This window comes from Streptomyces sp. NP-1717 (genome assembly GCF_022695985.1).
Lineage (GTDB): Bacteria > Actinomycetota > Actinomycetes > Streptomycetales > Streptomycetaceae > Streptomyces.
In genome coordinates this window covers 38,491-63,874 of record NZ_JAAPBF010000018.1, presented here as the reverse complement: position 1 = coordinate 63,874, position 25,384 = coordinate 38,491, and the positions used below count along the sequence as shown (strand labels likewise).

Below are 25,384 nucleotides of genomic sequence, written 5' to 3'. Positions count from 1 at the left end.
GATCCCGTCCAGGTCGCGGATGAAGAGATCAGGGCGGACGAAGTGACCGCCGGGGACCTCGTGCCACTCGTGCGGAATTCCCGCCGAGCCGAGGCGGTCACGGAACTCCCGCTGCCCGGCGAGGACTTGCGTCTCGTTGACCGTGTCGAACCAGTTGACCGGGTCGGGGCTGGTGCCCGCGGCCAGGAAGACGCGCTTGTTCCGGTAGCTCTCGACGCGCTGCACCGGGTTGTCGGCGCTGACCCGGGCCTCGTCCCACAGCGGCGCGCCGTAGACCGTGGCGCCGCCCAACTCCACCGCCGCCGAGGAGAGGTTGGCCCAGTGGGTGACGAGTCCGCCGTCGCGGCGCAGGCTGGCCGGCCCCGAGTGGGAGCTGACCGAGGCGAAGTGCCCGTAGTACTTGGCCGCGTACTTCAGCGCGCCGAATCCGCCCATCGAGAATCCGGAGACCGCCCGGCCGTCGTACTCGGCGTACGTACGGAAGTTCGCGTCGATCCAGGGGAGCAGCTGGGCGATGTGGAAGGTCTCCCAGTTGCGGGGGCCGGTGTTGGAGCCGACCGGGTTGGAGTACCAGCCCGCGGCGCCGCCGTCGGGCATCACGACGATGAGCGGCTTTCCGGCGGTCCAGGCGCGGATGCCCATCCGGTCGAAGGCGATGAAGTCCTGGCCGGTACCACCCCCGTGGAACAGGTACAGGACCGGGTACCTGCGCCCGCCGGAGTGGTAGCCGTCCGGAAGCAGGACGTTGACGCCGGGGTTCCAGCCGATCGCGTCGGTCGCGAAGCGGAAGTACCGCATCCGTGGATCGCGCTCGTCGCGGTCCACGACGCGCAGTCCGAATCCGTCTCCGACCGCGTGGGCGGCGGACGCCGACGCCAGAACGCCTCCCGCGCCGAGTGCGGTCGTCGCGGTGAATCCGGCGGCGGCCTTCATGACGCCTCTGCGGGTGGGCCGGTGGGTGCTCAACGTGACCTCCTGGTCAGGGGGAAATGCGATTCGGGTCGCGGCGTGCGGTCGCGTCCGCTCCGCGCGGTCAGGCGGAGTAGCCCTTCGGCGGGATCAGGGTGGCGAGCTGGTCGAAGGAGATCCAGTAGATCTGGTTGCCACCGAAGGACGCGGGGTCCGCGATGAGGACGGTGCGGTCGACCGCGTCGTAGCCGAAGATCGTGAAGTAGTGATAGATCGTCTGGTCCGGGGGGTAGCCGGGAGGCTGGTTGCCCGGTGGGGCGACGATGTTGGCGACCAGCGGATAATTGCGGTCGATGTCGAACACGATGTCGTGCCACAGGAGATCCCGCTGCCCCTGGGTGGGCGGGTCGTTCGGCATCTCCTTGGTCTCGTACCAGCCCCCGCCGAGACGGGCGTTGAGTACGTTGGTGACCTGGCTGATGTGATCGGTGCCCGCCTCGGTCGTGCCGAGCTGTGCCGCCAGCTCACCTTGGCTCGGCGGGCCGGTGCGGGCGGAGAGCGCGATGCGCGTCGCCGCGGGACCGCACCAGTAGCCGGTCTCCTTGACCTGGTAGTCGATCTCCAGCCAGCGTGCGCTGCTCGTACGTCCGGAGGTGACCCGCAGCTCGGTCCCCGGCTCGTTGTACCCGGAGGCGAGGGCCGTACCGGCTGTCGAGTCATGTGCCCGCACATCCACGACCGGGACGGCGGGAGCGGGCGATGCCTGGGCGGTGCCGGGGAGAAGAAGTGCTCCGATGGCGAGGGCCGCGACCGTGCCGGGGACAAGTCTCGCGCGCATGAGGGCTCCTGTGGGGGGCGGGGCCGTACGGGAAGAATCGGCGCGGGCAGGGTGTGGGGGCCCGCCCGGCCCTGTGCGGGGGCGGTGGCACGAGTCAGAGTGCTGGTTCGGCGGCGACGGGCACAAGCGCCGTAAGCCCAGGCTTACGGGCGCGGTCGGTCGCCCTGCCCGCGCCCGGCGCGCCGGTCCTCGGCCGCCAGCAGCGCACGCCCCTCGGCGGTCGCGGTGTGCAGGGCGCGACCTGCCGTGCGAACGGTGGTGGTCAGGCCCGCCGCGCGCAGGACGTTCATGTGCTGGCTGACGGCCGGGTGGGTCACTTGCAGCATCCGGGCCGCCTCCACGGTGGAGCAGCCGGTGCGCGACGCCCGCAGCAGGTCCGCACGGGTCTGCCCGAGGAGACGGCCGAGGGGGCCGGGGCCCGTCGGGGGCCCCACCGTACCCGCCGGCCCGGCCCAGTCGGCCGTGTGGTGGATGGGATGCACCAGGACGGGCGGCAGTTCACCGTCCGCCAGGGTGGTCGGGGTGGGCCAGCAGAAGAACGACGGCTGGAGCACGAGTCCCCGCCCGTCCAGCCGCAGGCGCTGGTCGACCGGGTAGGTCACCTCCAGCACGGGCGGCCGCCACCGGACGTCCGGCCCGAGACCCGACAGCAGCGCCTCGGTGCCGCCGTCCATCAGATGCCGCATCCGCAGCGCCCGGTCGGCCTCCAGGTCCGCGCGAACGTGTCGCCAGTGCGGTACGAGCGCCTCCGCCTGGTACTCGTGGAGGGCATCGCCCAGCCGCGTGAGCGCGTCCGTGTCGCCCTCGGCCAGGGAAGCGGCCCAGTCGGGCAGCCGTGTCGACCTGGACAGCCGGGCCAACTCCGCCCGCAGCCTCCGCCGTGGTGTTCCGAGCAGGGTGTCGATGGCCGCCCGGAGCGTGGTGCGGTCACCGGAGCCGGGGGTGAGGAAGTCGGGGGAGTAGCCGTAGGGCGGCAGCAGCGGGGAGAGCAGGTGTCGGCCCTCCGGGAGCCGAGGCCTCGCCCAGCGGCGCCAGGCGCCGAAAACCCTCTCCCCGTCCGTCCGTTGCAGGGTCTGCACGCTGTTGGTGATCTCCCACATGACGTCCGGTCCCGGGGCCACCCTGACCCTCGTCATGTCCTGGGGCGTGAAGTGGATCCGCAGCATGGACGTTCTCCATCGGAAGGCGAGGTCGGCCACGCGCCCGCAGCCCTGCCGTCGGTCCGCCGTGCGACCACCGGCGGAGAACAGGCCACTACCCGCCACCGCGACGGGGTATGCCGCGCCGTCCGCTCTTCCGTGCCCGCCGAGACCAGGGTCACGCAGCCGGGCGAACTGGCCGACTGAGCACGGGCGTTCGCCGGTGGTCCGCGCTGTGGGGCAGCCGGCCGCGATGTGGTTCGAGGATGTCGGCAGCCGGACGACGGCGAGCTCTTCGTCGTAGCCTTGCCGCTTGTGAAATCCATACGTATGAGGTGGCAACGCGCGCGGCGCGGGCGGGCCGGGGGGAGCGCGGCCCCTTCGCGGCGGGTGGCCCTGGACCGGATCCAGAACCTCCTTCAGGCGGGCGGATTCGAGCAGGCAGAGGCCGAGGCGCGGGCCCTCGCCGCTTCGTCGCGCACCCGGGGCGACGGCCCGGACCTGATCTCGTGGCCGGCCCGGTCCCTTGCCGCCGGGGCGGCCGTCGCCCACGGCCGCGGCGCGGAACTGCTGCCCGAACTCGACACACTGATCAAGGAGTTGCGGCAGACAACCGGCGCCGACCGGCAACTGCTGCTGGCGGTCCGGTCGAACCGCGCGGCGGTCCTCGTGCAACAGGACCGGCACACCGAGGCCGAGGCGGAGGCGCTGGACATCCTGCGCGGCACCACCCGAATCGCCCATCTCACCGAGGTGTGGAGAATCGAGCTGAACGCCGTGACCAACCTGGCTGCCGCACTGAACGGACAAGGCCGTTACGAGGAAGCGGAGGCCATCGCCCGCGGCAACCTGCCCCGGGCGGACGGGCCCGCCGCCGCCTTCCTGCACTGTGCGCTGGTACGCAGCCTGAATGGACAGAAGCGCTACGAGGAGGCGTTGGCCGAGGCCCGCCGGTACACACCGGCCGGGGGGCGCACGGCGAGCGGGACTCTGGGGATCGTGACAGCAAGGGCCCTGCACGGCCTGGGCCGTCGCGACGAGGCGGAGGCCGCCGCCCGCGAGGCACTGACCGCCTGCGAACAGTCTCTGCACCCGGCCCACCCCCGCGTCAAGGAGGCCCGTACGCTGCTGGCCCACATCACCGCCGAGGGACCGACCCCGGAATGAGACCCCCACCACTCAGTGAGGTTGACCGGGGTGCCCGGCGACGGGCACCCCGGTGCCGTCAGTCGGCCGACTCCTGCCAGCCGTCGGACTCCAGGCGCCCGACGTCGAAGGCGTCGTGGCCCCCGCTCGTGACGCGGATCGCGTCGACGTAGATCCCGCGGCCCTGGTAGGCGCCGTCGGTGCGGTACGTCCAGCGCAGGTGGGTCGTTTCGGCGGCGACCTCGGCCGATGCCTTGATCCACTGCCTGCGCGAGTAACCGTCGAACGTCCCTCCGGTGCTCCAGCGCCGGTCCTTCGCTCTCAGGTCCAGCGGGACGGGGGCCCAGCGGGAGCCGCCGTCCGTGGATGCCTCCAGGCTGCCGCTGTCGACCTTCGGCTCGGTGTCGTACCAGAGATGAAAGGAGACCTTGCCCGTCGTGCGCATCCTTTTCAGCGGTGCGGTGAGTGTCACCTCGGCGCCGTCCGTCATGCCGGAGAACCATGCCGTCCTCCCGGTGGCGGGCCTCACCGGCACCGATCGGGCGAAGGCACGTGCGGGCGCCCGGCGGTACTCGCTGTCCGTGCCCCAGTCACGGGTGGGATGGACGCGGTTGGCCAGGAAGACGAACACGGTGCGGTCGACCGGGTCGACGGTGATGCAGGGACCGGTGTAGCCGGTGTGGCCGGCGGTCACCGGGGACGTCAGCGCGTCCATGTAGAACCGCTGGTCGACCTGCCAGCCGAGTCCGCGCGGCGAAGCTCCGATGTCCGCGCTGTAGTTGACGAGTGTCTTCCTGACCGTCGCCTCGGACAGGACGCGGGTGCCCGCGTAGTGCCCGCCGTTGGCGAGCATCTGACCGAAGACGGCCATGTCGGCGGCTGTCGAGAAGATACCCGCGTGGCCCGCGACACCGCCCAGGTACCAGGCGTTCTCGTCGTGCACGGTGCCGTGGACCATGCCCCGGCCCGTCCCCGGCTGGTACTCGGTCGCCGCGATCCGCGGCAGCAGGCTCTTCGACGGGTTGAACATCGTCTCGGTCATGCCGAGCGGTCCGGTGACCCGGTCGGCGATCAGATCGTCCAGCGCCTCTCCCGTCACGCGGTGCAGCAACTGCCCCAGCGTGATCAGGTTCAGGTCGGAGTACTCGTAGCCGCTCCCCGGCTCCCGCCGCAGCACCGACGCGTAAACGGCCGCCATCCGCGCGTCGTTGTCGGGGTAGCCGGCCAGGTTCATCCAGGACACGAGGCCCGAGCGGTGCGTCAGGAGATGGCGCGGGGTGATGGCGGCCTTGGCCGGATCGGCCGCCGCGAACTCCGGCAGGTACCTCGCCACCGGCTCGTCCAGGTCGATGACGCCTTGTTCCCACAACTGCGTCGCGACCGTCGAGGTGAACAGTTTGCTCACCGACGCCATGTCGAAGAGAGTGTCCTTCGCCATGGGCACCCACTGGTCGCGGGGCAGCTCGACCGGGGTCTTGGTGGCCGCGTCCCAACTCTCGTACCGGACGGCATGGCCGCGCGCCTCGTGGGTGACGATCACGCTGTTGCGCGCCGCGATGAGCACGAAGCCCGGGTGCGATGGGTTGGGCCGGCCGGGCCCCGGCTCCATGTACCGCGCCGCCTCGTCGGCCATCCGGTCGACGTGCTCGGCGATCAGCCCGGCGCGGGCGGCCGAGCCGGGGCGCAACCGGCGTGAGACGGTGGGGAATCGGATGTCGTCAGGGGTGATGGCCGGCGGTCCCGTCCGGGCCCCCGTGGGCGTGGCGGCGTGGACCGTGCCGCCGAGCGGAAGGGCCGCCCCGGCGCCGGCCACCGCGGCCGCCGCGTGGAGGAAGTTCCTGCGTCTCATGCGTCAACTCTGCTTTCTCACCGGTTGGTCGGGACGGACTCAGCGATAGATCAGGAACTCCCTGCGCAGTGCGCGGAATCGCTTGAGGTCGTCGTGCCAGACCTCGGGGATCCCGGCCGCGTCCGTACCGCTCTCGATCGCCTCACGCACCCGGGAGTTGCCGCTCAGCTTGTCCATCCAGAAGCTGGTGACGTCCTGGGAACGCCAGCGGTACTCGGGGAAGAGCCGCCACTGCTCGGTGATCATGGCGAGGGCGGTGGGGATCGGCTCGAAGCGGTCGACATCGGTGATCAGCACCTCGACGCCGCCGCACGTCTTGTCCTGCTGCTTGGAGAACACCGGCTTGAAGTACGCCTCGCGGAAGCGGACCCCCGGCATCTCGCGTGCGTTGAGCGCCCTCTCCCAGCGGTGATCGATGCCGGGAGCGCCGATGAGCTGGAACGGCTGAGTGGTACCGCGGCCCTCGGACAGCGCCGACGCCTCGAAGAGGCAGGTGCCGGCGTAGACGTCGGCGGTGGCGAGCGTGGGCATGTTGGGCGAGGGCGCCACCCAGGGCAACCCGGTGTCCGTGTACCGCATGCGCCGGTCCCAGCCCGACAGCCGCTGGACGTGCAGGTCCGCCTGCTTGCCCCCGGTGGCGGCCGGTACGAACACCTCGTTGTAGAGCCGGGCCAGCTCTCCCGGCGTCATGCCGTGCTGCTGCGCGATGGCCTTGAGCCCGACGAACGTGGAGTGTTCGGGGTGAAGCACCGGCCCGTACGCGTCCTTTCCGGACAACGGGGTGGGCCGGTCGAGGACGACGAACTTCACGCCGAGCCTCGCCGCGGCCTCCAGCGCCAGATACATCGTCCAGATGTAGGTGTAGAAGCGGGCGCCGACTTCCTGGATGTCGAAGACGACGGTGTCCAGTTCGAGGTCGGAGAACAGCCGCTCCATCGTGGTGGAGTTGTTGTAGGCGTTGTAGACGGGAAGTCCGGTCTTCTCGTCGATGAAGAACTCCTCGCCCTCGCCGGCCTGCCCGATACCGCGGAAGCCGTGTTCCGGACCGAAGATCGCGACCAGGTTGACGGCCGCGTCCGCGACCATCACATCGACGATGTGGTTCAACTCGCGGTCGATGCCGGTGGGGTTGGAGATGACGCCGACCCGCTGCCCGGTCACGGACGCGTAGCCGCTCCGGCGCAGGGTTTCGAAGCCGGTGCGCACCCCGCCTTTCGCGCCGTGCCCCTTGCCCTGTGCGCCGGCGGGGCCCGCCGCTGCCACCCCGGCCGTGCCCGCGGCCACGGCCGAGGTCGCGGCAGCCGTCAGTAGATCTCTGCGTCGCATGGTGGTGATGTCCTTTGTTCGTACGTGTCGGCGGTTCGTCAGTGCCGGTAGCTCAGCCCGTGGCCGAGCGGGAACAGGGGCTGGTCGGGATCGTCCGCCCTGGGGATCGTCACCGGCAGCGTGCCGCGCGGGCGGACTTCGCCGAACAGCACCCGGGTCGCCGACTCCAGGGCGCCTTCGCGGTAGGAGTACGTGGCCAGGTGGGTGCCCGCCTCCGGGTAGCGGGCGATGTCGTACGGCGTGCCGACGGCGACGGTGACGACCGGCTTGCCGGTCGCGATCAGGGCGTTCACCAGGGCGGACTGTCCCGGATTGGCCCCGGCGCCACTGGTGACGACCACGACGGAGTCGTGCCCGCGGGCCTCGGACGCGGCGGCGGCGACGGTGGCGGCGCCCGGGTTGGTGCCCGTGTAGTGCGGTGTGGCTGTCACATCGCGTTTGCCGATGAGCGCGGCCAGCTGCGATGTCGTGCCCTCGCCCCAGCCGGTGACCAGCACGCTCCGCGCGTCGTCCGCGAGCGGCAGCACCCGGTCGTCGTTCTTGACGAGCGTGGTGGTCCGGTCGGTGATGCGCTGCGCGGCCCGCAGGTGCGCGGACGATCCGACGGTCTTGTCAACGCCGTACGGGTTGGCGAAAGGCCGCTTCACGATGCCCTGCTGGTGCTTGAGGGTCAGGATCCGCCGTACGGACCTGTCGATGCGCTTCTCGGTCAGCTCGCCCTCGGTGACGGCCTCCAGCACCGCGTTGTACGCCGTGTCCAGGTCGGGGGGCATCAGGAGCATGTCCACCCCGGCCTGAAGCGCCTTGACCGGTACGACTTCGTCCGGATAGGTCTCCCGGACCCCGGCCATGGAGAGGGAGTCGGTGACGACCACGCCGTCGTATCCGATCTCGTCGCGGAGCAGTCCGGTCATGATCGGCTCCGACAGGGTGGCGGGGTCGCCGGTGGGGTCGAGCTCGGGGAACTGGATGTGACCGGTCATGACGGCCCCGATGCCGGTGTCGACGGCCCGCCTGAAGGGGGGCGCGTCGATTTCCCGCCACTGTTCGAGAGTGTGGGTGATGACGGGCAGACCGACGTGGCTGTCCACGTCGGTGTCGCCGTGCCCGGGGAAGTGCTTGGCGGTCGCGACCACGCCCGCACGCCCGCTCTGGTAGCCGCGCACCTGTGCCTCGGTCAGATCGGCGGCGAGCTTCGGATCACTGCTGAAGGACCGTACGCCGATCACCGGGTTGGCGGGATTGACGTTCACATCGGCGACCGGGGCGAAGTTCTGGTTGATGCCGACCGCCCGCAGCTCCGCTCCGGCGATCTTCCCGGCCTCACGCGCGTCCCGCTCGCTGCCCGAGGCGCCCAGCGCCATGTTCCCCGCGAACTGCGTCGCGGGCGGGCCGAGCCGCTGGACGATGCCGTGTTCCTGGTCGGTGCTGACCAGCAGCGGCACTTCGGCCGGCTGTCCGAGCGCGGCCTGCTGCAGTCCGTTGGAGAGCGCGGCCACTTGCTTCGGGTTCTGGAGGTTGTCGGACCAGGCGAAGTAGATGACGCTGCCGAGGTGATACTTGTCGATCGCCTGCTGTGCGTTGTCGACGCCGAGCCAGTTCTGGTTCCTCGTGACGTCGGCGGCCTTGTCGGTGTCGGCCGACGCGCCGTAGGCGTACGTGGTGAACAGCTGGCCGACCTTCTCCTCCAGCGTCATCCGGGCCATGGTCTTCTCCACCCATCCCCGCGGCGCCGGCGCCTTGGCCGACACGGCGGCGGGCATGGACAGCAGCAGACCGCACACCGCCGCCGTGACCGTGATCTGTCTGCGGAAGCGTCGGTCGCGGCGCATCGCGTGAACCATCGCGCACTCCTTTGCCGTTGGGCGGGTTGGCGTGGACTCGACAGGCCTGTGCCTGTGTCTATGGCTCATTCGCACCTCAGGTCAAGAGGATGAGCGTGCCTTGATGACAGGCATTCGCGCAGGTCAGCGGTACTACAGTGGTGTAGACCACTGGCTGCTCGCCCCTGTCCGCGCGGCTTCACCGCGCGGACAGGGGCGAGGAGGGGGTGCTTTGCGCCGTTCGCTACTTGCCGCCCTGGAGGGCGCCCCAGGTGGCCGGACCCGCGATGCCGTCGACGCCCAGTGCCCTGGAGGACTGGTAGGCACGGACGGCCTGTTCGGTCTCCGGGCCGAAGGAACCGTCGATGCCGACCGTGCTGCCGAGCGCCGCGGTCAGCGCACGCTGGAGCCTGCTGACGTCCTCACCGCTGGAGCCGCTCCGCAGCGTCGGGGTGGAGCCGTGGGACAGCAGCGCCGTCCAGGTCTTCGCACCGATGACGCCATCGACGCCCAGCCCCACATCGGCTTGGAAAGCCCGGGTCGCGGCCTGCACATTCGGTCCGAACGCGCCGTCCGGCGCCCCCGGGTCGTTGCCGGAGTCCTTCAGCCGGCACTGTGCGGCCTTCACCAGATCACCGCTGGAGCCGCTGCGGATCGTGGCGTACGCGGAGAAGTCCAGGCCGACCGCGGAGCAGCCGGTGGGGGGAGTACCGCCGCAGTCCCGGGCGACGTTGCGCCAGGTCCGGCTGTTCGACTGACCGTATTCGACCCCGCCGAACCAGGGCCTGACCCGTTCGGAGGTCGATGTGCCCCAACTGGCCTCCCCGTTGCCGTTGGCGTCGTAACCGAGCTCGAAGTGGAGATGGGGATGGCCGTTGGAGGTCGGGCCCGTCTTCCCGACCCTTCCGATCGTCTGATCCTGCGTCACGCTGGCGCCCACGCCGACGGAGCGCGACTGGAGATGCAGATAGGTGGTGAAGTAGCCGTTGCCGTGATTGATCTGGATGACGTTCCCGGCGTTGGCGTGGGAGAAGGACATGTTGACGACGCCGTCCGCCGCCGCGACGAGCACGGCCCCTTCGGTGCCGACCTGGTCGGGTTCGCGCACCATGTCCAGGGCGGGCGCGTGTGCCCAGGTGTCGAGCCGCCACTGCTGCCCGCACGTGAAGGGCAGCTGGAAGTCGATGGGCGGCGCCGACCGGGCGCGGCCGCCCTCGGCGGAAGCCGGCGCACCGCCCTGGAAGGCGAGTACGGCGGAAGCCGCGACGGCCACGAACAGCTTTCCTGAGCGAAGCAGTCGTTTCATCTTTCCTCCTCGGTGTGCCGACTTCCCGGCCGGCGTGCAGGGCTGCGCTCCGGACCGGCCCGGCCCGCACGCGCTCGGGCCCGCTCGGCCGAGGCGCGACCGCGACCGGGCACGCCGGACTGTGGACACAAGAACGCCGGGTGACGACGGATCACCTGGGTGAACGGCGTGCGGGCAGGCTCAGTTGACGGGCTTTCCGAGAATGGCACAGGAGATCCGCAGGTCAAGATGCGAGCCCAAAGTGTCAGAGGTGGCACCAATGAGCTGCCCCGTGGATGGCTCACGGAGGTTCCCCCCTGCCCTTGCCTTGCCCTGCACCCGGCCGCCCGGCACCGGGCGGCCGGGGCGAGGCCGGATCAGGTGAGGACGGCGCCGTAGGCGGTGAGGATCTCGTTGATCGGCTGCACGAAGGAGGTGCCGCCGGAGGTGCAGTTGCCGGAGCCGCCCGAGATCACCCCGACGGCCAGTGCTGTCGTGCCGTCCCCGGTGAGGGTGAACACCGGGGCGCCGCTGTCGCCGGGCTCGCAGCAGAGGGTGGTGCGGATGAGCCCGTCGAGGCGACGCCCCGCAGGCTCTCGGACGGCCCGCCGCGATCGGAAGTCAGTCCGCGTAGACGGAGATCAGGCACACAGCCGCGAACGGCACGACCGACACCCCGAGCAGCGCCGACGTCGCGGGGGCGCAGCGGTCAGCCGTTCCCTCGTGCCCAATCCCCCAGGGTGGCCGCGATTCGGTGTCGCCCGTACGTTCGGGCAGACCGTCCGGTCACGGGCCCCGGGTTCGGGGGCTCCCGGCATCGTCAGGTCGTCACGGGCCGGGGGCCGGGCGCCAGGAAGGCGGGATCACGCCCGCGTCTCTCAGGTCCGACCACATCCGGTCGGGGATCGGACGCGCGAGCAGGTTGGCCGACTCCTCGATCTCCTCCGGCGAGCGGGCCCCGACGACAACGGCGGTCACGGCGGGGTGTCCGAAAGGGAACTGGAGCGCGGCCGCCGTCGGCGGCACCCCGTGCCGTGCGCACACCTCACGGAGAGTTCTCAGCCTGGCCGCCGTCGCGGGCCCGGCGTTCTGATGTACGGCCGAAGCGCCAGGGCCGGGGTCGGCGAGAAGTCCCCCGCCTTGCAGGACTCCGGCCGCCAGGACCGCCACGCCACGCTCGTGGCACAGGGGCAGCATCTCAACGAGGCCCGACTGGTCGAGAAGGGTCCACCGCCCGGCCAGCATCACGCAGTCGGGGCCGGGTTCGGGGGCCTCGCGGAGAAAACGCGCGGCGACGTCGGCGTGGTTCACTCCGATCGACACGGCCTTGATGACTCCAGCACGACGCAGGTCGTCCAAGGCGCGGTAGGCGTCGCCGACAGAGCGGAGGAAGTCCTGCTCCGGATCATGGACATGAAGCACGTCGACACTGTCCAGGCTGAGCCGCTTCAGGCTCTCCTCAAGGGACCGGACCACACCCTTGTACGAGTAGTCCAGCCGTACTCCGAGGCCCGGGGGCGGATCGGCCCAGATCGGCTGTGTGTCGGGGCCGCCCTGTTCGACGAGCCGCCCGACCTTGGTGCACAGCACATAGGAGTCGCGTGACTCGTCGCGCAGAGCTGTGCCGGCACGGGTTTCGGAGAGCCCGTAGCCGTATACGGGCGCGGTGTCGAAGAGCCGTATCCCGAGTTCCCGGGCGCGACGGACGGTATCCAGGGCCTGTTGTTCCGGTACGGACTGGAAGAGCCCTCCGATGGAGGCCAGCCCGAGACCGAGCCGGCTGACCGTCAGACCGGTCCGGCCGAGAGGGACTTGGTCCTCAGCGCGCATGGAGCTCCTCACTGGTCGGTACGGTCCGCTCGTACCAACCATCGCCCTCTTCAGGGCGGCCCGTCCCCGATATCGCGGTATTCCGCCGGGGCGCTGGGTACGGAGCGTCAGTCGCGGCGTCAGCCTCCGAGTCCGGAGCCCGTCCGGCCGCGCCCTGGCAGAGACCTACGCCCCCTCGGCCAACTCCGTGCCTCCATCGTCCGGCGGTCCTTGGACGCACAATTCGACTCCCTTGCCAGGCCGGCGTGACGCGCGTCCTCCCGGAGACGATCCATCCGCGCCGCACGGCGCAAGGCGCTGCGCAATGGCGTCGGACCGGGCACCGGGCCGGCCCGGCGCGCAGCAGTGAGGACTTACCGCGCCGGACGGGGCGACGACGACCAGCGGGCTGTGATCGGTCAGACAGAGCGCTCCACGTTGTGCGTTCGTTTATCGCGGCCTCCTACCCTGACACCGATCCCTCCGGCCGGTTGGCTCGTACGCCTTCAATAGGCCGGGTATGCATAGAAGTCGGCCCCGCACGCAGAGGGGGCGGCACGAAGGCGGGAACGGGACACGGGGGACGCCATGGGCGAGGCTGTGGAAGAGGCAGAGGCGCGAGATGTCGAGTCGGACGGTGAGAGGCAGCGCGACGCCTTCATCTCGTACAGCCAGAGCAAGAACGCGCCGCTCGCGAAACAGCTTCAGCGAGGTCTGGAGCGGCTGGCCGTGCCGCGCTTCCGGCCCATGCGGATGAGCGTGTTCCGTGACATCACCAGCCTGCCCGCGAACCACGACCTGTGGCAGTCGATTCAGCGCGAACTGGCACGCTCCCGCTATCTCATCCTGCTCGCCTCCCCGGACGCCGCCGCCTCGCCCTGGGTGGCCAAGGAAATCGACTACTGGCTGCGTGAGCGCGACACGGAGCACCTGCTCATCGCCGTCGTGGGAGGTGAGATCAAGTGGGATGAATCGGCCGGTGACTTCGACTGGCGGAGGACCACATGTCTGCCACGGAACCTGGCCGGCCACTTCACGTCCACGCCGCTCTGGGTGGACCTCCGCGAGATCGAGAGACAGAGCCGTCTCTCCCTGCGCTACCCGCCGTTCCGCGCCGCCGTCGCCACCCTGGCCGCACCGTTGCACGGCCGTCCGAAGGAGGAGTTGGAGCACGACGACTTCAGGCAGGTCCGGTTCGTCAAACGGCTTGGCTGGTCGGGTGTGGCCCTGCTCGTGGCGCTGCTCATGCTCGCGGTCTACGGCTTCGTCGATGCCGGCAGACAGCGTGACGAGGCCGTCGCACAGGCCCGCACCTCCGCCTCACAGGCGCTGGCCGCCCGCTCCGGGCAGCTGCTCGCGACCAGTCCCAACCAGGCCGCGCAGTACGCCCTTTACGCCGACGAGACCCGGTCCACCCCCGAGTCCCGGCGCGCCCTGGCCCAGGCCGTGGCCGCCGCGCCGTATGCCAAGCGGCGGCTGCGGGCGGACGCCGACTCCGTGTTGGGCAACCAGGGCGCGGGCAACCCCGCCGACACGGACGTCGTCCTCAGCGCGGACGGTACGACAGCCGCGTACAGCTCGGAATTCGACGAGGCACCGGGCGTACGCCTCTACGACGTGCGCTCCGCCCGGCAGTCGGGCGTGCTGCGCACCGAAGGCAGGCCCAGGGCGCTGAGCCGCGACGGCCGCGTCCTGGCCACGGAGGTCTACCTCAACCGGGTCCAGCTGTGGGACACCCGGACGGGCAAGCTTCTGCGCACGATGGCCACGGGGCACACGGAGGGCCTTCCCCGCGTCGGGCAGGGGCTCTACGCCCTCGCCTTCTCGCCCGACGGACGGTGGGTCGCGGTCTCGCACCTCACTCCCGAGGGCGAGGCGTTCCTGGTCGTGTGGAGCGTGTCCGACGGGCGCGAGATCACCCGGCTTCCGGTGAGCGACGCCCGGGTGGGGCTCGGATTCTCCGCGGACGGCTCCCGGATGACCCTGGTCGACACGGGGCGTCAGGAGGTCCGGGAGTTCCTGACCGACCCGGCGCGCTGGGAGTCGGCCCGGTCCCTGCCCGGAATGACAGGCACCCCGACGGAGGCTTTGAAGCACAGTGAGGTCCTGCTGTTCGACGGGGCACGCAAAGCCCTGACCCGGACGCCGGAGCGCGCCGAGGTGTGGGACCTGGAACGGCGCCGCCGGATCGCCGAACGGTCCTTGGGCGCGTACGAGAACATGACGGTCGCCGACGGCGAGGGGACCGTTGTGGTGGGCGGGCGGGACGGCAGGGTTCGGCTCTACGACGCCGCGCTGCGGCCCAGTACGACTCTGGGCCGCCTGGTCCGGCCGGCCGGCGCTCTCGCCGTGTCGGCCGACGGCGCCCACGTGGCGGTCGGCTCGTACGGCGGCGAGCTGAACCTCTTCACCACCGGGGCCCGGCGGGGGCAGCGAGTCGCCCTCAATGACGGCGAGTTCTCCGCCGGGGACCTGACGCCCGACGGACGGATGGCGGTGCACCGGACCGAGGGGCACACCGAGTTCTGGGATCCGCGCACCGACCGCCGCCTCGGCGCGATTCCGTACGCCAACCTGTCAGTGAACGAGGACGACACGGCTTACGCGCTCAGCGCGGACAAGCGGTACGTCGGCATGCGGAGTGTGGAAGGCGGCGAGAGCACAGGGCGGTTTGACATCTGGGACCTGCGCACCGGGAAGCGCACGGGCTGCGGCCTGACCATCGACGGAGTCTCCGGCGGGCTCCGCCGCCCCGGTGTGTTCTTCCTCCCTGGCGACCGTCACGTCGTCGGCGACTGGAACGGCGCCGTGGAGGTCCTCGACACCCGAACGTGCACCCGCAGTACGGTGACGTCGGGCTCCCGCGACCTCGCCCTGAGCGGGGACCGCAAGACCCTGGTTCTCCTGGATGGTGCCAGTGTCGATGCCTGGCGCTGGGACGGCGATCACTCCTTCGAGCACACCGCCCACACCACCCTGCCGGACGGGGGCCCGGCCCTGGGCATCGGCGTCGACCACGACGGGAACCAAGCGGCCTTCTCCTACAGGGAAAGCCATGTGTACGTCGTACGTCTCGACTCCGGACAGCGGGTACGCGCCACCGGATACCTGCCGGAAATGGCCGGCGACGTGGCGTTCAGCCGGGACGGCACCCTGGTGTTCCAGGGTTTCAGCACCGAGAGCACCCAAGGCGTGCGCGTTCTGGACGCGAGCAGCGGCGATCAGCTCGATGTCTGGACCACTGATCCCCCGGCCGCCTCCGCGGAGCCCGGCGCCGGCATGCAGGTCGTCCCCGGCCCTGCCGAGGACATCCTCACTCTCGGACCCGACCGCAAAGTCGTCCGCCGTACGGTCGGCGTGGAGCCGTGGCGCGACCTGCTGTGCGGGCTGGTGAGTCAGCCCCTGCCCGCCCGCGAACGGGACCGTTATTTGGAGGGCGTGGACGTGGAGGCGCCCTGCCGCTGAACGGCGCGTGATTCTCGCCCCTGCCCCTCGTCGCGCCAGGGGTGTTCGGCATGATGTGCGGCCATGGGACGTCAGCCGGTGGGCATGGACAACCAGGAAACTCCCGGCAGCCACAGTTGACGGGGCATCTGACACGTAGAAAGCACCAGCGAGGTATCGATGACGAGGTTGTTCGGCGGACGTATAACGCGTGTGGTCCTCGCGGCCCTGGCAGGCTGCGGGGCCGGCGTCGCTCTCCACGCGATCAGCAAGGCCGACGGCAGCTACGCGTTCGCGGTCATCGGAGCCGTCGTCGGCGTGACGGTGGCTCTGGCGACGCAATTCTACCGAAGCACAGCAAGGCTGACCGAGGTAAGAATCACCGTGCCCCAACTGAGCGAGCTCACTTTCGTGGTGAACAACGACGCTCAGCAGGTGGCGTGGCAGTTGTTCGTGGAATCGGTCACCCGAACCTCCACCCAGCGTCTCGGTGACGACGAAGGACTGATCCGCGAGGCGCTCACCTCCCTCTACGGCCTGTTCGCCACCACACGCGACACTCTCAAAGCCAGCCGCCCGTCCACGCTGAGCGTGGGCTTCACCGTGGAGAACCTGGCGGTGACCCTGCTCAATCGTGAGCTGCGCCCCTTCCTCTCCAAGTGGCACCCACTGCTGCGCGAGTTCGAGAATGCGAACCCCGACCAGCCGGAGTCGGTCTGGCCCCGTGCAGCGGAATGCCGCGCTGAACTGCGCCAATTGCAGACAGCCACGCGAGAATACGTCCTCGCGTTCGCGAAGCTCGCCGGCGTGCAGGACCCGCACATCATGCTGGGAACCGAATCCGGGGATTAGGGCCTGACCGGAGGATCCTGTGACAGCCGGGCCTTCGGTTCGTTGTGCCCAGCATGTCGGGGTGATGTGACTCATGCCGGATGGGTACGACCGGAGCCGCACTTGCCGGTGCCCCCTCTGTGAACGGCACCGGCGTCGCTCGGCGGGCGGGCACCGGGGCTACGGATCGTCGACGGCGCCGGGTCACCGGCTGCGGCGGCACCCGACAGCGCGGGTGCCGGCCGGCCTCGGCGATAGTGAACTTCTGGACGTCGCGGTGGCAGAGCAAGCCGCCCGAGTCTCCCTGTGCGCCGCGTGCACCCCACGCAGCTTTCGGACCGCATCTCCCAGGTGGGCCGGTACGGTTGAACGGGCAGCTCGCGTTGTCCGTCCCCACCACGACCCGGCCGTGCTCAGCCGGTCATCGGACCGCCGGCTGCCCGGCGCCGCGGGAGCGGGTCAGTGCGCGACGGCCGAGAAGTACGCCGCCCAGCCCCAACGGCACCGCCACGACGGCGCCGACGAGCCCGTTGCCGGTGCCGGGGCCGCCACTGGAGGTGGCCAGGTGCAGCACCGCGAGGACGATGCAGGCCATACCCACCGCGATGGCCGACATGCCGCCGGTGCGCGCGTTGCCAGTGCTGATCCGGCCGTTGGCGCGACTCAGGGCCAGCATGCCGAGCACCAGGCCGACGAGTCCTGCCCCGAGGGCCAGGTTGGCCCCGGTCCGTCCGTCCCCGATGATCCCGCCCTCGGCGGCCACCATCAGCGCCACTGAAGCACTCATACCGCTCTCCATCCACTCCGTCGGTCACTGCGAGTTCCGATACGCCGTGAGCATGAACCCCCGGTCGCCTGCTGGTCGTCCAGCGGGCGCAGGCACTCCCCACTGCCGACGCCGCGGTATCCGGCTACTGCGGATGCGGCAGCCGGCGCGCGAGTACCGCACGCGCGGCAGCCGGCCTCTCGTCCTCAGGCCGGACTCGCCCGCGGCCGCGTCCGGATACGGTGCGCCCATGAACAGAGGGCGGTTCGCTGTCCCGGCCCGGGTCACCGACTGGTTGGTCGCCGTGGGTGTCGCGGCGCTTCTGCTGGGCTCCGGGCTGTCCGGTCCACACCCTTCCGGGGGACGGGAGTTGCTCGGCTGCACGCTGCTGGCCGTCGGCGGGCTGGCGCTGGCCGTTCGCCGCCGGGCACCGCTCGCGGTCCTGGCCGTCGCCGGACTGTCCGCAGTGGGCTACCAGGCGGCCGGGTTCGACGTGCTCGCCGTCTCCTACCTGGTCGCGGCCTACGCCGCCGTACGCGCCGGGCACCGCACCGCCGCACTGGCCGCCACCGTGGGACTGCTGGCCGCGCTCCAACTCGCCGCCCTGGTCTCGCACGACGGTTCCGCGCGCGAGTCCGTGACACAGGCCCGGACCACCCTGGAGATCGCCTGGCTGATCGCCGCCTTCTCCGCGGGGGAGGCGGTGCGGCAGGCCGAACGGAGGGCGGAACAGGCCGAGCGCACGCGCGAGGAGACCGCCAGGCGCCGGGCCGACGAGGAACGGCTGCGCATCGCACGGGAGTTGCACGACTCGCTCACCCACCAGATCTCGGTCATCAAGGTGCAGTCCGAGGTCGCCGTCCACGTGGCCCGGCGGCGGGGTGAGCCGGTGCCGGAGGCACTGCTGGCGATCCATGAAGCCGGCCGGGAGGCGAGCCGGGAGCTGCGCGCGACACTTGAGGCACTGCGCGACGACGACACCACCCCGCCGCCCGGACTCGACCACGTACCCCACCTGGTGAGACAGTTCCGAACGACCGTCCTGGAGACAACGCTGACGATCGACGGGCACCCGCACGCCCTGCCGTCCGCGGTGGGCCGCACCGCGTACCGGATCGTCCAAGAGTCGCTCACCAACGTCTCCCGGCACGCCGCCGCCACCACCGTCTCGGTGCTGATCGACTACCGGCCGGACACCCTGGTCATCCGCGTCGACGACAACGGAAAGACCACCCAGGCCACCGCACACGACACCACGCCAACACCCGGCCTCGGGCTGCTCGGCATGCGCGAACGTGTCACAGCCCTGGGCGGACGCCTGAACACCGGGTCACGCGGAGCGAGCGGTTTCACCGTCCAGGCCGAACTTCCCACCGGCGGAGCATCGTGATCCGTGTCCTGCTGGTCGACGACCAGCCACTCATCCGCAGCGGCTTCCGCGCGCTGCTCGAACTCGAGGACGACATCACGGTGGTGGCGGAGGCCGCCAACGGCGAAGAGGGCTTGGCGCTCGCGAAGGAGCACCTCCCCGACGTCGCGCTCGTCGACATCCAGATGCCTGTCATGGACGGCATCGAAGCGACCCGCCACATCGCCGCAGACCCGGCCCTGGCCGGCGTGCACGTCGTCATGCTCACCAACTACGGCATGGACGAGTACGTCTTCGACGCGCTGCGCGCAGGCGCTGCCGGCTTCCTCGTCAAAGACATCGTGGCCGAGGACTTCCTGCACGCCGTACGCGTCGCCGCCCGCGGCGACGCCCTGCTCGCACCCTCGATCACCCGCAAGCTCATCGACCGCTACGTCACCCAACTCCCCTCCACCCGCTCCGGCAGCGGCCTGGAGGAACTGACCGGCCGCGAACGCGAGGCGGTCGCCCTCGCCGCACAGGGCCTGTCCAACAGCGAGATCGCCGACCGTATGGTCATCGCCCCGGTGACCGCCAAGACCCACATCAACCGGGCCATGACCAAGCTCCACGCCCGAGACCGCGCCCAACTCGTGGTCCTTGCCTACGAATCCGGCCTGGTGTCGCCGCGCAACTCCTGACCCCGCGGTGCCGTCGGCCGGCCATGCACGACAGCCCGCGCCGTCCAGAACCTCGCCTGTCGGCTCCTCCAGCGTCCGACCGGACCAGATGGCGACGACGGCGCCGAGTGCGGCTGCCCCCGCGGGCTACTGGGTGTCGCGCCGCCGGCGCGCGCGTTCGAACTCAGCGACATCCGGCATCCAGGGACCGTGCCGGTCGAGTGCGGCGCAGCCGCCGCGGACGAAGGTGCTCACCAGCTTCCGGTACCCGCCGATTCCGTCGACCAGGCTGTACTCGACCCGGTACTCGGGATCCGCCCCGCCCTCGCCCTCGTGCGCCGTCGTGATCCGGGCGATGGAGTCCGCGTAGAAGTGGAGCTGGATCCCTTCGCCCATCTCCTCGTCCTCGATGGTGAACACTTCGTTGTCCGAAGCGGAGCGATCGCCGACGAACTCCCAGAACTCCGCGGTGGCACTACGGGCACTGCCCGAAGCCCACTTTTGCTCGACCCCCTTGTCGTCGGTGAACGACAGGATCGTCTTCCTCGCACTCCCGCCGAAGTCGGCGCGGTCGTCGCCAGCGTCGTCGTCCTCCATCGGTGTGCTTTTGGATCGGTCCGCGGCCTCCGAGCACATCAGGAAGCTCACGGTACGCACCGCGTCGTCGACGAGCTCAGGGTGTGCACCGCGCACTGCCGCGTCGACCGTCGTCGCCATCCGGTCCCAGTCGCGCTTGTCCGTGGCGCGCTTTCCCCGTCGCGGATCGCGGCCGATCCGCATCCCGGCGCACGCCTGTTCCGCCGAGGCGATCACACGCATGACCTCGGGCAGCAGTGCGGGGTCGACGGCATCGGGGGTCCGCCGGGGAATCGTCGCGCCGTGCAGATACTGGCCCGTGTACTTCAGAATCGCGGCGTCGAGTGGACCGAGTACTGTTCCGCGCTCGGCGCGACGGCGGTTCGCGTGGTACTCCTGACCGCGTTTCTCGTCGGACGTCTCTGTCGCCGCGCGCATCGCCGCGCAGACCTGACCGCGCTCAAGCAGATCGATGTCGGCCCCATGGGCGATGAGCCGGCGCTTGTCCCACCGGATGCGCCGGAAGAGGGCGTCGACGTCCGCGGGCGTGGAGAGGAGGATCGGGTCCAGGAGCGCGCCGGCGGCGTTCTCGTCGAGCCGGCCCCGGGTTCCGGCGGCATCGCACAGCGGAAGGACCGCACTCCACAACAGCAGATGCCTGGCCAAGTCCTCGCGGATCACCGCGAGATGGGCTTCTCCGATGGAGAACGTGAACGTGCGAGGCTCGTGGTTGGCGTCGGCCCCGGCACCGAGCACCAGCTTCAACTCACCGTCCTCGCGGACCACCTTCGGGATCCAGCCGCTCTCGCGCGTGAAAACGATGTCCCTCATGGACCATTCCTTCCCGGAACGGCACCGGCCGGACACGGTCGCCCCGGACCCATGGCGAGCATCACGGCGATGCCGAAGCCCCGCCCCGCACCATCTGTTCACGATCATTGTCACATTCGACGTCGAGGCGTGGTTCGGCGCGCACCCAGGCTTCGCCCCCGACGAGGCCTCGTTCAAGGCCGCCTGCGACTCGGGGCGCGGCAACCGCCCCTGAGCGCAGGCGCTGAAGGCCTCACGGAGATGGTGAGACGATGCCAAGCGTGACCGAACCCACCGTGACGCTTTTCAGCTCCGACCTCCTGTCCAAGTGGGGCTTCAACGACGGCGACACCCCGGAGTCGTGGCTCCACTGGTGCGAAACACAGGGGGTCGACCACAACGCGTTCTCCTTCCCCTGGGCCGCCCTGGTACGCAAGCACCTCGTCCCCGCGATCGAGCAGGACGTCACCGTCCTGGAGATCCTGACCATGCACAACCCGATCAGGGCGCAGACGGTCGACGGGATCGACGTGACCCAGTTGTGGCGCGGCGGCGGGGGAGGGGCGCCCACCCTCACCCCCGAGCTGGTAGAGGTGCCCATGGCCGAGGTACTGCGCCTCGCACTGGAGGAAGCCGGTCTCTCCGAGGCGCGTCGCCACCAAGGCCCGAGCCCGCGCTGATAACGGCGTACTGCGCGAGGTCGTGCACCGCGGACCAAGTACAAGCGGATGAACGCGCGCACCGTCGTCGTCGACTCCGGCCGCGACATCGTGATGCAGCGCGTCGAAGCGGTACGGCATCCAGGGGCGCCAGTAAAGTCCCGCCGCCCCCGGGGCCGCGTCGTGCGGGCCGACCGCTCGCGGCCGCCGGTCTGGGGCCCGCTCCGGCGACGAGGTGATCACAACGCCGCCGCGCCGGGGACGTAATCCGCTACGCGGGCAGGGCATGCAGCTTCTTGCCGTGCAGCGCGAAGACACGCTTGCCATCGGTGGCCACCAACCACGCGTGAAAGTCACCGGACTTGTCGTTGAAGGTCCAGCGCAGCTCACCGGTCTTGGCGTCGATGGCGACGACACCGCCCCGTTCATCGAGGCTCGTGGCTCCGTAAAGGACGCCACCCACCTTGACGTACTGTCGGGGCGTCTGGACCTCGTCCTTCGCGAGGGCCTTGGACTGCCAGATCTCCTTGCCGGTACCCGGCTCGACGGCCCGCAGCGTCCGGTCGCTGTCGGCGATGTAGAGCACGCCCTCCACGACGGCCGGCTCCTTGAACGTGGTGAAACGCTCGGTCTTCATGGACCACTTCTCGGTGCCGTCGGACAGGTTGAAGGCCTGAAGCGTCTGCCCCTGCGGGACGATCACCAGATCCTCGTGCACAGCGAAGAAGCCGTAGTTCGTCTTGGTCGTCTTGTGTGTCCACACCTGCGTACCGGTGGCCGTGTCGCGCACCGTGAGGTTCTTCTTGAAGTCGGTGTACACGAGATGGCGGCCCTTGACGGCGGCGTGGATCCCCATCTCCATGGTGCCGAGGTCCCGCTGTTCACTCCACGCCACCTTGCCCGTGGAACTGTTCAGCGCGGCGATCACGTTGGTCCGGGACGAGCCGTCGTCCTCCAGTATCTCGGCGATGACATACACCTGCTTCTCGTCCACCGCCATCGGCTTCGGCTGCCGGTAGCCCTTGCCCAGGTGGCTGCGCCAGGTCTCCCTGCCCGAAGCCGGGTCGTAACCGGCGACGGAGCCGTCGTACTTGCCACTGGCCAGGTACAGCGTGCCGTTGCCGACGAGCATCGGCGCACCGGGCACCGCACCGCTCTCCAGCGCCCACCGCTCCTTGCCGGTCGCCGCGTCGAAGGCGGCGAGCGGATCGCCGCTCGCGATCACCACGCCTCTCACGGCCACCAGTTCGTCGTTGTCACCGTAGGTCTGCGCCGAGGTCGTCTTCGTCCACAGCGGCTCGGGGGCCTGTCCGGCCCCGCGAGCGTCGCCCCCGGAGGGCTTGTCGTCCCCGGCTACTTCGGAACCCCCGCCGTCCGCCACGTCCTCGCGGCAGCCCGCCGTCCCGGCCGTCAGGACTGCGAGCGTGAGACCGCCCCCGGCAAGCCTCAATACTCGCCGCCGAGAAGACCTGCCACCCGACGTACCGATTCCCATGGCCATCTCGCCGTACCCCCGTGAACTCGTAAAGCAGAAACATGCACAGTCCGAAGCCGTGACGTTTTACGGCCCCGCGACCATGAACGTTAGTCACCGCCGGGCGCTACGGGAGATGCCGTTGACCAACCGGGACAACGCCGTGGACCAACCGGGACATGATCGCCGCATGCCCGGTTGACCTCGTGCTCGGCACCTGCCCGCCCGAGCGTGCCGCGCAGCTGGAAGCGGACGTCCGTACGGCGCTCGGCACCCCGGCGCCGGCCGCCCCGGTGGCCGAGGTCCTGCCGGCCGGCACCGAGCAGCCCGACGGTCTCGGTTACTTGGCCTCTTCGTAGACGACCCAGACCTGGCCCCGGTCGAAGGCCATCGGCTCGCCGTCGGCCCGGGTGAAGGTCGTGCCCGCCTCAGCGGTGGGCCGGTCCCAGACGGTCTCGTACGCCTGGCCGTCGCGCAGTACGGTGGCCGAGCCGGTGCCGACCGTCTCCTCGTACGGGGTCTCACCACCGGAGTCCGGCGGCATCGCGACCTTCTGGACCACGATGGTCTTTCCGCCGAGCCGGTCGCCGTCGCTGCTCATCGCGGGGGCGTCGTCGAAGGAAGCGAGCCAGCGGTCCTCCTCCGCCGACCAGTTGAAGGAGGTGGTGGCGGCGCCGTAGTTCACGGTGCGGTTGGCGGTCGGCGTGCCGCCCGCGGGCGCCTCGTCCCCGAAGCGGAAGCCGATGTCGTCGCTCGGGCTGGCTTCGGGAGCCTCCCCGAGGATCTTGTCGGGGTATCCGTAGAGGTTGTGGGGAGCCTCGTGGTCGGTGCCCCGGAAGTAGTCGTCGGGGAAGTCCTCGTGGGACACGCCGTAGAGCGGGGACGCGTTGATCATGTCCACGACGTCGGCCCGTGCGCCGGAGTACGCGAGCGCGGGCCGGTCGAACATGCGGAGCTGCTCGATGTTGTACTCGCGAGCGCTGCGGACGGGTCCCACAGCCTCGGGCAGCTTGCTGGAGTAGAGGCCGAGCAGCCGGCTCAGGCCGCCCTCGACCTTCTCGACGAAGACGATGTCCGCGTCCTCCAGGGCGGTCTGCGGCCGGGCGCCCTTGTGGTTGTCGATCTTTACAGCCAGTACGGGGGCCGGCTCGGCGGGCAGCCCGGTGAAGGGCGAGGTGGCTTCCGCCGGCGCGGAGTCCCCTGGCGGGGCGCTCTCTCCCGCCCAGGAGTTCGCTGCCGTCCCTGTTGCCAACGCGCCCACCACGGCCAGGGAGGCCAGCAGGCGCGGGGTTATCCGCGCACCTCGGGTTGTTCCGGTGGGGGGTGGTGAGGCGGTGTCGCCGAGCATGAACGGCCTTCCGTCGTGGGGGAGTCGGATGGACAGCTACCTCATCCCCCTCGGGGCGTCGTCGTCAATACCGTTGTCCGACTCGACCGCACTTCGCGAACGCGACCACCGGTGGCCGCGATCGGCCGTACGGGCGAGGACAACCGCCCTCCCTCGTTCCCCGACCGTGGGCCGAAACGTGGCCGAGATCGGCCGTCTGTCCGGTACTACGGAGACCGGTAGCGGCGCTGGGGCTGTGCGCGTCCGCCGTGTACGCCGCTGGGGCGTGGGACGTGCCCTGCGGGGACGGGGACGGGCGGTGCAGTGGACAGTCGGACAACTGGCGGGAGGCACCCGCGCTTTGGCGCGAACGGAGGCCGCGTCGACGATCGCTGAGGTCCAGTCCACCTCGCGCCGGGTCCCGAGTTCGTCCAGCACCGCCCGGTGCAGCCGACGCCACAGGCCGGCCTCGGTCCATACCGTGATGCGGCGGTGCGCGGTGGCGAAGGACGTGCCGAACGTCGGCGGCACGGTGAACACGGCCCGCTCGTCACGCGGAGCGGTCCCGCCACCTCGCGGTCGAGCCGCGAACGTCGGCGGTAATTGGAGCGACCAGCTCCCAGAACTGATGCTGATCAGGAACCAGACGCTTCGACAGATCAGCACTCACCGCCGGCATCATGTCGCTCGAACATCACGTCACGTGGCACAGCTCTTCCGTGCCTTGACTGATGCGGCCGATCTGGCGGCCTGCTCGATCTTCGCGCAGTAGGCGGCGCGGGCTTCCTCGTCGATCTGCATCTCGTGCTCGGGGCGCATCCCGGATCGGCCGTCGACGCCTTCGCGCAGGATGTCGGCGTGCCCGGCATGCCGGTTGGTCTCGCCGAGAACGTGAACCAGGACGGCGAACAGGTTCGTGTCGGCATGAGGCTGCGGCCACCACGGCACGTGGCCGGGGGCATCGAGGGCAAGCTCGTCGATCGTCGCGTCCGAGTGCTCCCACGTGCGCCGGTAGAACTCGATGATCTGATCGCGCGTTTCGTCCTCAGCCGCCCACAGATCGCTGCCGTCGTGGTCCTGCCACCGGGGCAGCTGTTCCGGAGACGGCCGGTCGAAGACCTCGCCGAAGTACCTGGCCTCGACGCCGGCGACGTGCTTGACCAGGCCAAGGAGGTTGGTCCCCGTCGCAGTCAAAGGTCGGCGGGCGTCGTATTCGGACAGGCCGTCGAGCTTCCAGAGCAGCGCCTCGCGGTCCCGCCGCAGTCTCCCGTGGAGGTTGTCCTTCGCGAACTCATCGATCATGCGGCATGAGCCTGCCATGGGTTACTCGTGGCCCCAAGATCCC

Annotated in this window: 20 protein-coding genes and 1 pseudogene; 7 read left to right on the top strand and 14 right to left on the bottom strand. The window is 70.3% G+C overall.

The features are described from left to right. From GXP76_RS06440 to GXP76_RS06430, 3 genes are all read right to left on the bottom strand, one after another. Positions 1 to 966, bottom strand: a 966-nt coding sequence (locus tag GXP76_RS06440) for an alpha/beta hydrolase family protein (RefSeq protein ID WP_242570444.1), incomplete at its 3' end; no start/stop codon positions are given. A 67-nt stretch (positions 967 to 1,033) separates the two neighbouring features. After that, the gene (locus GXP76_RS06435; RefSeq protein WP_242570443.1) at positions 1,034 to 1,747 is read right to left on the bottom strand and encodes a C39 family peptidase; all 714 of its coding nucleotides are present in this window, start codon (positions 1,745 to 1,747) and stop codon (positions 1,034 to 1,036) included. Positions 1,748 to 1,890: 143 nt separating this feature from the next. Beyond that, on the bottom strand, positions 1,891 to 2,913 hold the full coding sequence (locus tag GXP76_RS06430) for a winged helix-turn-helix domain-containing protein (RefSeq protein WP_242570442.1): 1,023 nt from the start codon (positions 2,911 to 2,913) through the stop codon (positions 1,891 to 1,893). Between the two features lie 303 nt (positions 2,914 to 3,216). Between GXP76_RS06430 and GXP76_RS06425 the strand changes: the two genes are divergently transcribed. Beyond that, positions 3,217 to 4,053 (top strand): tetratricopeptide repeat protein, encoded by an 837-nt coding sequence (locus tag GXP76_RS06425; protein ID WP_242570441.1) that lies wholly within the window; start codon positions 3,217 to 3,219, stop codon positions 4,051 to 4,053. A 58-nt stretch (positions 4,054 to 4,111) separates the two neighbouring features. On the opposite strand, the gene GXP76_RS06420 is transcribed toward GXP76_RS06425, so the two are convergent. The 6 genes and pseudogenes from GXP76_RS06420 to GXP76_RS06390 all read right to left on the bottom strand — a co-directional run bounded on the left by GXP76_RS06420 (position 4,112) and on the right by GXP76_RS06390 (position 12,145). Continuing rightward, complete coding sequence (locus GXP76_RS06420; RefSeq protein WP_242570440.1) at positions 4,112 to 5,881, bottom strand: serine hydrolase domain-containing protein; 1,770 nt, start codon at positions 5,879 to 5,881, stop codon at positions 4,112 to 4,114. Between the two features lie 39 nt (positions 5,882 to 5,920). Next, a complete protein-coding gene (locus GXP76_RS06415) occupies positions 5,921 to 7,207 on the bottom strand; it encodes an exo-beta-N-acetylmuramidase NamZ domain-containing protein (RefSeq protein WP_242570439.1) in 1,287 nt (428 codons plus the stop codon). Positions 7,208 to 7,245: 38 nt separating this feature from the next. Continuing rightward, on the bottom strand, positions 7,246 to 9,051 hold the full coding sequence (locus tag GXP76_RS06410; RefSeq protein ID WP_242570438.1) for a glycoside hydrolase family 3 protein: 1,806 nt from the start codon (positions 9,049 to 9,051) through the stop codon (positions 7,246 to 7,248). A 223-nt stretch (positions 9,052 to 9,274) separates the two neighbouring features. Further along, positions 9,275 to 10,336 (bottom strand): peptidoglycan-binding protein, encoded by a 1,062-nt coding sequence (locus tag GXP76_RS35990; RefSeq protein ID WP_374359941.1) that lies wholly within the window; start codon positions 10,334 to 10,336, stop codon positions 9,275 to 9,277. Between the two features lie 356 nt (positions 10,337 to 10,692). Further along, positions 10,693 to 10,887, bottom strand: a pseudogene (locus GXP76_RS06395) (trypsin-like serine protease); the annotation flags it as partial. A 256-nt stretch (positions 10,888 to 11,143) separates the two neighbouring features. Beyond that, a complete protein-coding gene (locus tag GXP76_RS06390) occupies positions 11,144 to 12,145 on the bottom strand; it encodes an aldo/keto reductase (RefSeq protein ID WP_242570437.1) in 1,002 nt (333 codons plus the stop codon). A 567-nt stretch (positions 12,146 to 12,712) separates the two neighbouring features. On the opposite strand from GXP76_RS06390, the gene GXP76_RS06385 reads away from it, so the two are divergent. Both GXP76_RS06385 and GXP76_RS06380 read left to right on the top strand, forming a co-directional pair. Then, the gene (locus GXP76_RS06385; RefSeq protein WP_242570436.1) at positions 12,713 to 15,589 is read left to right on the top strand and encodes a toll/interleukin-1 receptor domain-containing protein; all 2,877 of its coding nucleotides are present in this window, start codon (positions 12,713 to 12,715) and stop codon (positions 15,587 to 15,589) included. 159 nt (positions 15,590 to 15,748) lie between these two features. Beyond that, positions 15,749 to 16,420, top strand: coding sequence for a hypothetical protein (locus GXP76_RS06380; protein ID WP_242570435.1), 672 nt, complete (start codon positions 15,749 to 15,751; stop codon positions 16,418 to 16,420). A gap of 400 nt (positions 16,421 to 16,820) precedes the next feature. On the opposite strand, the gene GXP76_RS06375 is transcribed toward GXP76_RS06380, so the two are convergent. Beyond that, on the bottom strand, positions 16,821 to 17,186 hold the full coding sequence (locus GXP76_RS06375; RefSeq protein WP_242570434.1) for a DUF6223 family protein: 366 nt from the start codon (positions 17,184 to 17,186) through the stop codon (positions 16,821 to 16,823). Between the two features lie 229 nt (positions 17,187 to 17,415). Between GXP76_RS06375 and GXP76_RS06370 the strand changes: the two genes are divergently transcribed. Together GXP76_RS06370 and GXP76_RS06365 are read left to right on the top strand one after the other, a co-directional pair. Then, entirely contained in the window at positions 17,416 to 18,555 is a 1,140-nt protein-coding gene (locus GXP76_RS06370; RefSeq protein ID WP_242570433.1) for a sensor histidine kinase, read from the top strand. Next, positions 18,552 to 19,214 (top strand): response regulator transcription factor, encoded by a 663-nt coding sequence (locus tag GXP76_RS06365; protein WP_242570432.1) that lies wholly within the window; start codon positions 18,552 to 18,554, stop codon positions 19,212 to 19,214. Before GXP76_RS06370 ends, GXP76_RS06365 begins: the two co-directional genes overlap by 4 nt. Before the next feature lie 126 nt (positions 19,215 to 19,340). Here the strand turns inward: GXP76_RS06365 and GXP76_RS06360 are convergent, their stop codons facing one another. After that, complete coding sequence (locus GXP76_RS06360) at positions 19,341 to 20,600, bottom strand: DUF6357 family protein (RefSeq protein WP_242570431.1); 1,260 nt, start codon at positions 20,598 to 20,600, stop codon at positions 19,341 to 19,343. Between the two features lie 260 nt (positions 20,601 to 20,860). On the opposite strand from GXP76_RS06360, the gene GXP76_RS06355 reads away from it, so the two are divergent. Then, entirely contained in the window at positions 20,861 to 21,259 is a 399-nt protein-coding gene (locus GXP76_RS06355) for a hypothetical protein (RefSeq protein WP_242570430.1), read from the top strand. A 250-nt stretch (positions 21,260 to 21,509) separates the two neighbouring features. Here the strand turns inward: GXP76_RS06355 and GXP76_RS06350 are convergent, their stop codons facing one another. Then, entirely contained in the window at positions 21,510 to 22,739 is a 1,230-nt protein-coding gene (locus GXP76_RS06350; protein WP_242570429.1) for a PQQ-binding-like beta-propeller repeat protein, read from the bottom strand. Between the two features lie 152 nt (positions 22,740 to 22,891). Here GXP76_RS06350 and GXP76_RS06345 point away from each other — a divergent pair, with 152 nt between their 5' ends. Then, positions 22,892 to 23,071: a hypothetical protein gene (locus GXP76_RS06345; protein WP_242570428.1), complete on the top strand. Its 180-nt coding sequence runs from the start codon at positions 22,892 to 22,894 to the stop codon at positions 23,069 to 23,071. Here the strand turns inward: GXP76_RS06345 and GXP76_RS06340 are convergent. Then, a complete protein-coding gene (locus GXP76_RS06340; RefSeq protein WP_242570427.1) occupies positions 23,053 to 24,060 on the bottom strand; it encodes a DUF3048 domain-containing protein in 1,008 nt (335 codons plus the stop codon). The two genes, GXP76_RS06345 and GXP76_RS06340, sit on opposite strands and share 19 nt — an antisense overlap. A 678-nt stretch (positions 24,061 to 24,738) precedes the next feature. Next, positions 24,739 to 25,341, bottom strand: coding sequence for a DinB family protein (locus tag GXP76_RS06335; RefSeq protein ID WP_242570426.1), 603 nt, complete (start codon positions 25,339 to 25,341; stop codon positions 24,739 to 24,741). Between the last annotated feature and the right edge of the window lie 43 nt (positions 25,342 to 25,384).

Coding starts and splice junctions, on each gene's coding strand:
- GXP76_RS06390 (WP_242570437.1), bottom strand. CDS start 12,145: ATGCGCGCTGAGGACCAAGTCCCTCTCGGCCGGACCGGTCTGACGGTC.
- GXP76_RS06340 (WP_242570427.1), bottom strand. CDS start 24,060: ATGCTCGGCGACACCGCCTCACCACCCCCCACCGGAACAACCCGAGGT.
- GXP76_RS06335 (WP_242570426.1), bottom strand. CDS start 25,341: ATGATCGATGAGTTCGCGAAGGACAACCTCCACGGGAGACTGCGGCGG.
- GXP76_RS06425 (WP_242570441.1), top strand. CDS start 3,217: ATGAGGTGGCAACGCGCGCGGCGCGGGCGGGCCGGGGGGAGCGCGGCC.
- GXP76_RS06410 (WP_242570438.1), bottom strand. CDS start 9,051: ATGGTTCACGCGATGCGCCGCGACCGACGCTTCCGCAGACAGATCACG.
- GXP76_RS06350 (WP_242570429.1), bottom strand. CDS start 22,739: ATGGCCATGGGAATCGGTACGTCGGGTGGCAGGTCTTCTCGGCGGCGA.
- GXP76_RS06345 (WP_242570428.1), top strand. CDS start 22,892: ATGATCGCCGCATGCCCGGTTGACCTCGTGCTCGGCACCTGCCCGCCC.
- GXP76_RS06360 (WP_242570431.1), bottom strand. CDS start 20,600: ATGAGGGACATCGTTTTCACGCGCGAGAGCGGCTGGATCCCGAAGGTG.
- GXP76_RS06385 (WP_242570436.1), top strand. CDS start 12,713: ATGGGCGAGGCTGTGGAAGAGGCAGAGGCGCGAGATGTCGAGTCGGAC.
- GXP76_RS06420 (WP_242570440.1), bottom strand. CDS start 5,881: ATGAGACGCAGGAACTTCCTCCACGCGGCGGCCGCGGTGGCCGGCGCC.
- GXP76_RS06370 (WP_242570433.1), top strand. CDS start 17,416: ATGAACAGAGGGCGGTTCGCTGTCCCGGCCCGGGTCACCGACTGGTTG.
- GXP76_RS06435 (WP_242570443.1), bottom strand. CDS start 1,747: ATGCGCGCGAGACTTGTCCCCGGCACGGTCGCGGCCCTCGCCATCGGA.
- GXP76_RS06380 (WP_242570435.1), top strand. CDS start 15,749: ATGACGAGGTTGTTCGGCGGACGTATAACGCGTGTGGTCCTCGCGGCC.
- GXP76_RS06375 (WP_242570434.1), bottom strand. CDS start 17,186: ATGAGTGCTTCAGTGGCGCTGATGGTGGCCGCCGAGGGCGGGATCATC.
- GXP76_RS06430 (WP_242570442.1), bottom strand. CDS start 2,913: ATGCTGCGGATCCACTTCACGCCCCAGGACATGACGAGGGTCAGGGTG.
- GXP76_RS35990 (WP_374359941.1), bottom strand. CDS start 10,336: ATGAAACGACTGCTTCGCTCAGGAAAGCTGTTCGTGGCCGTCGCGGCT.
- GXP76_RS06415 (WP_242570439.1), bottom strand. CDS start 7,207: ATGCGACGCAGAGATCTACTGACGGCTGCCGCGACCTCGGCCGTGGCC.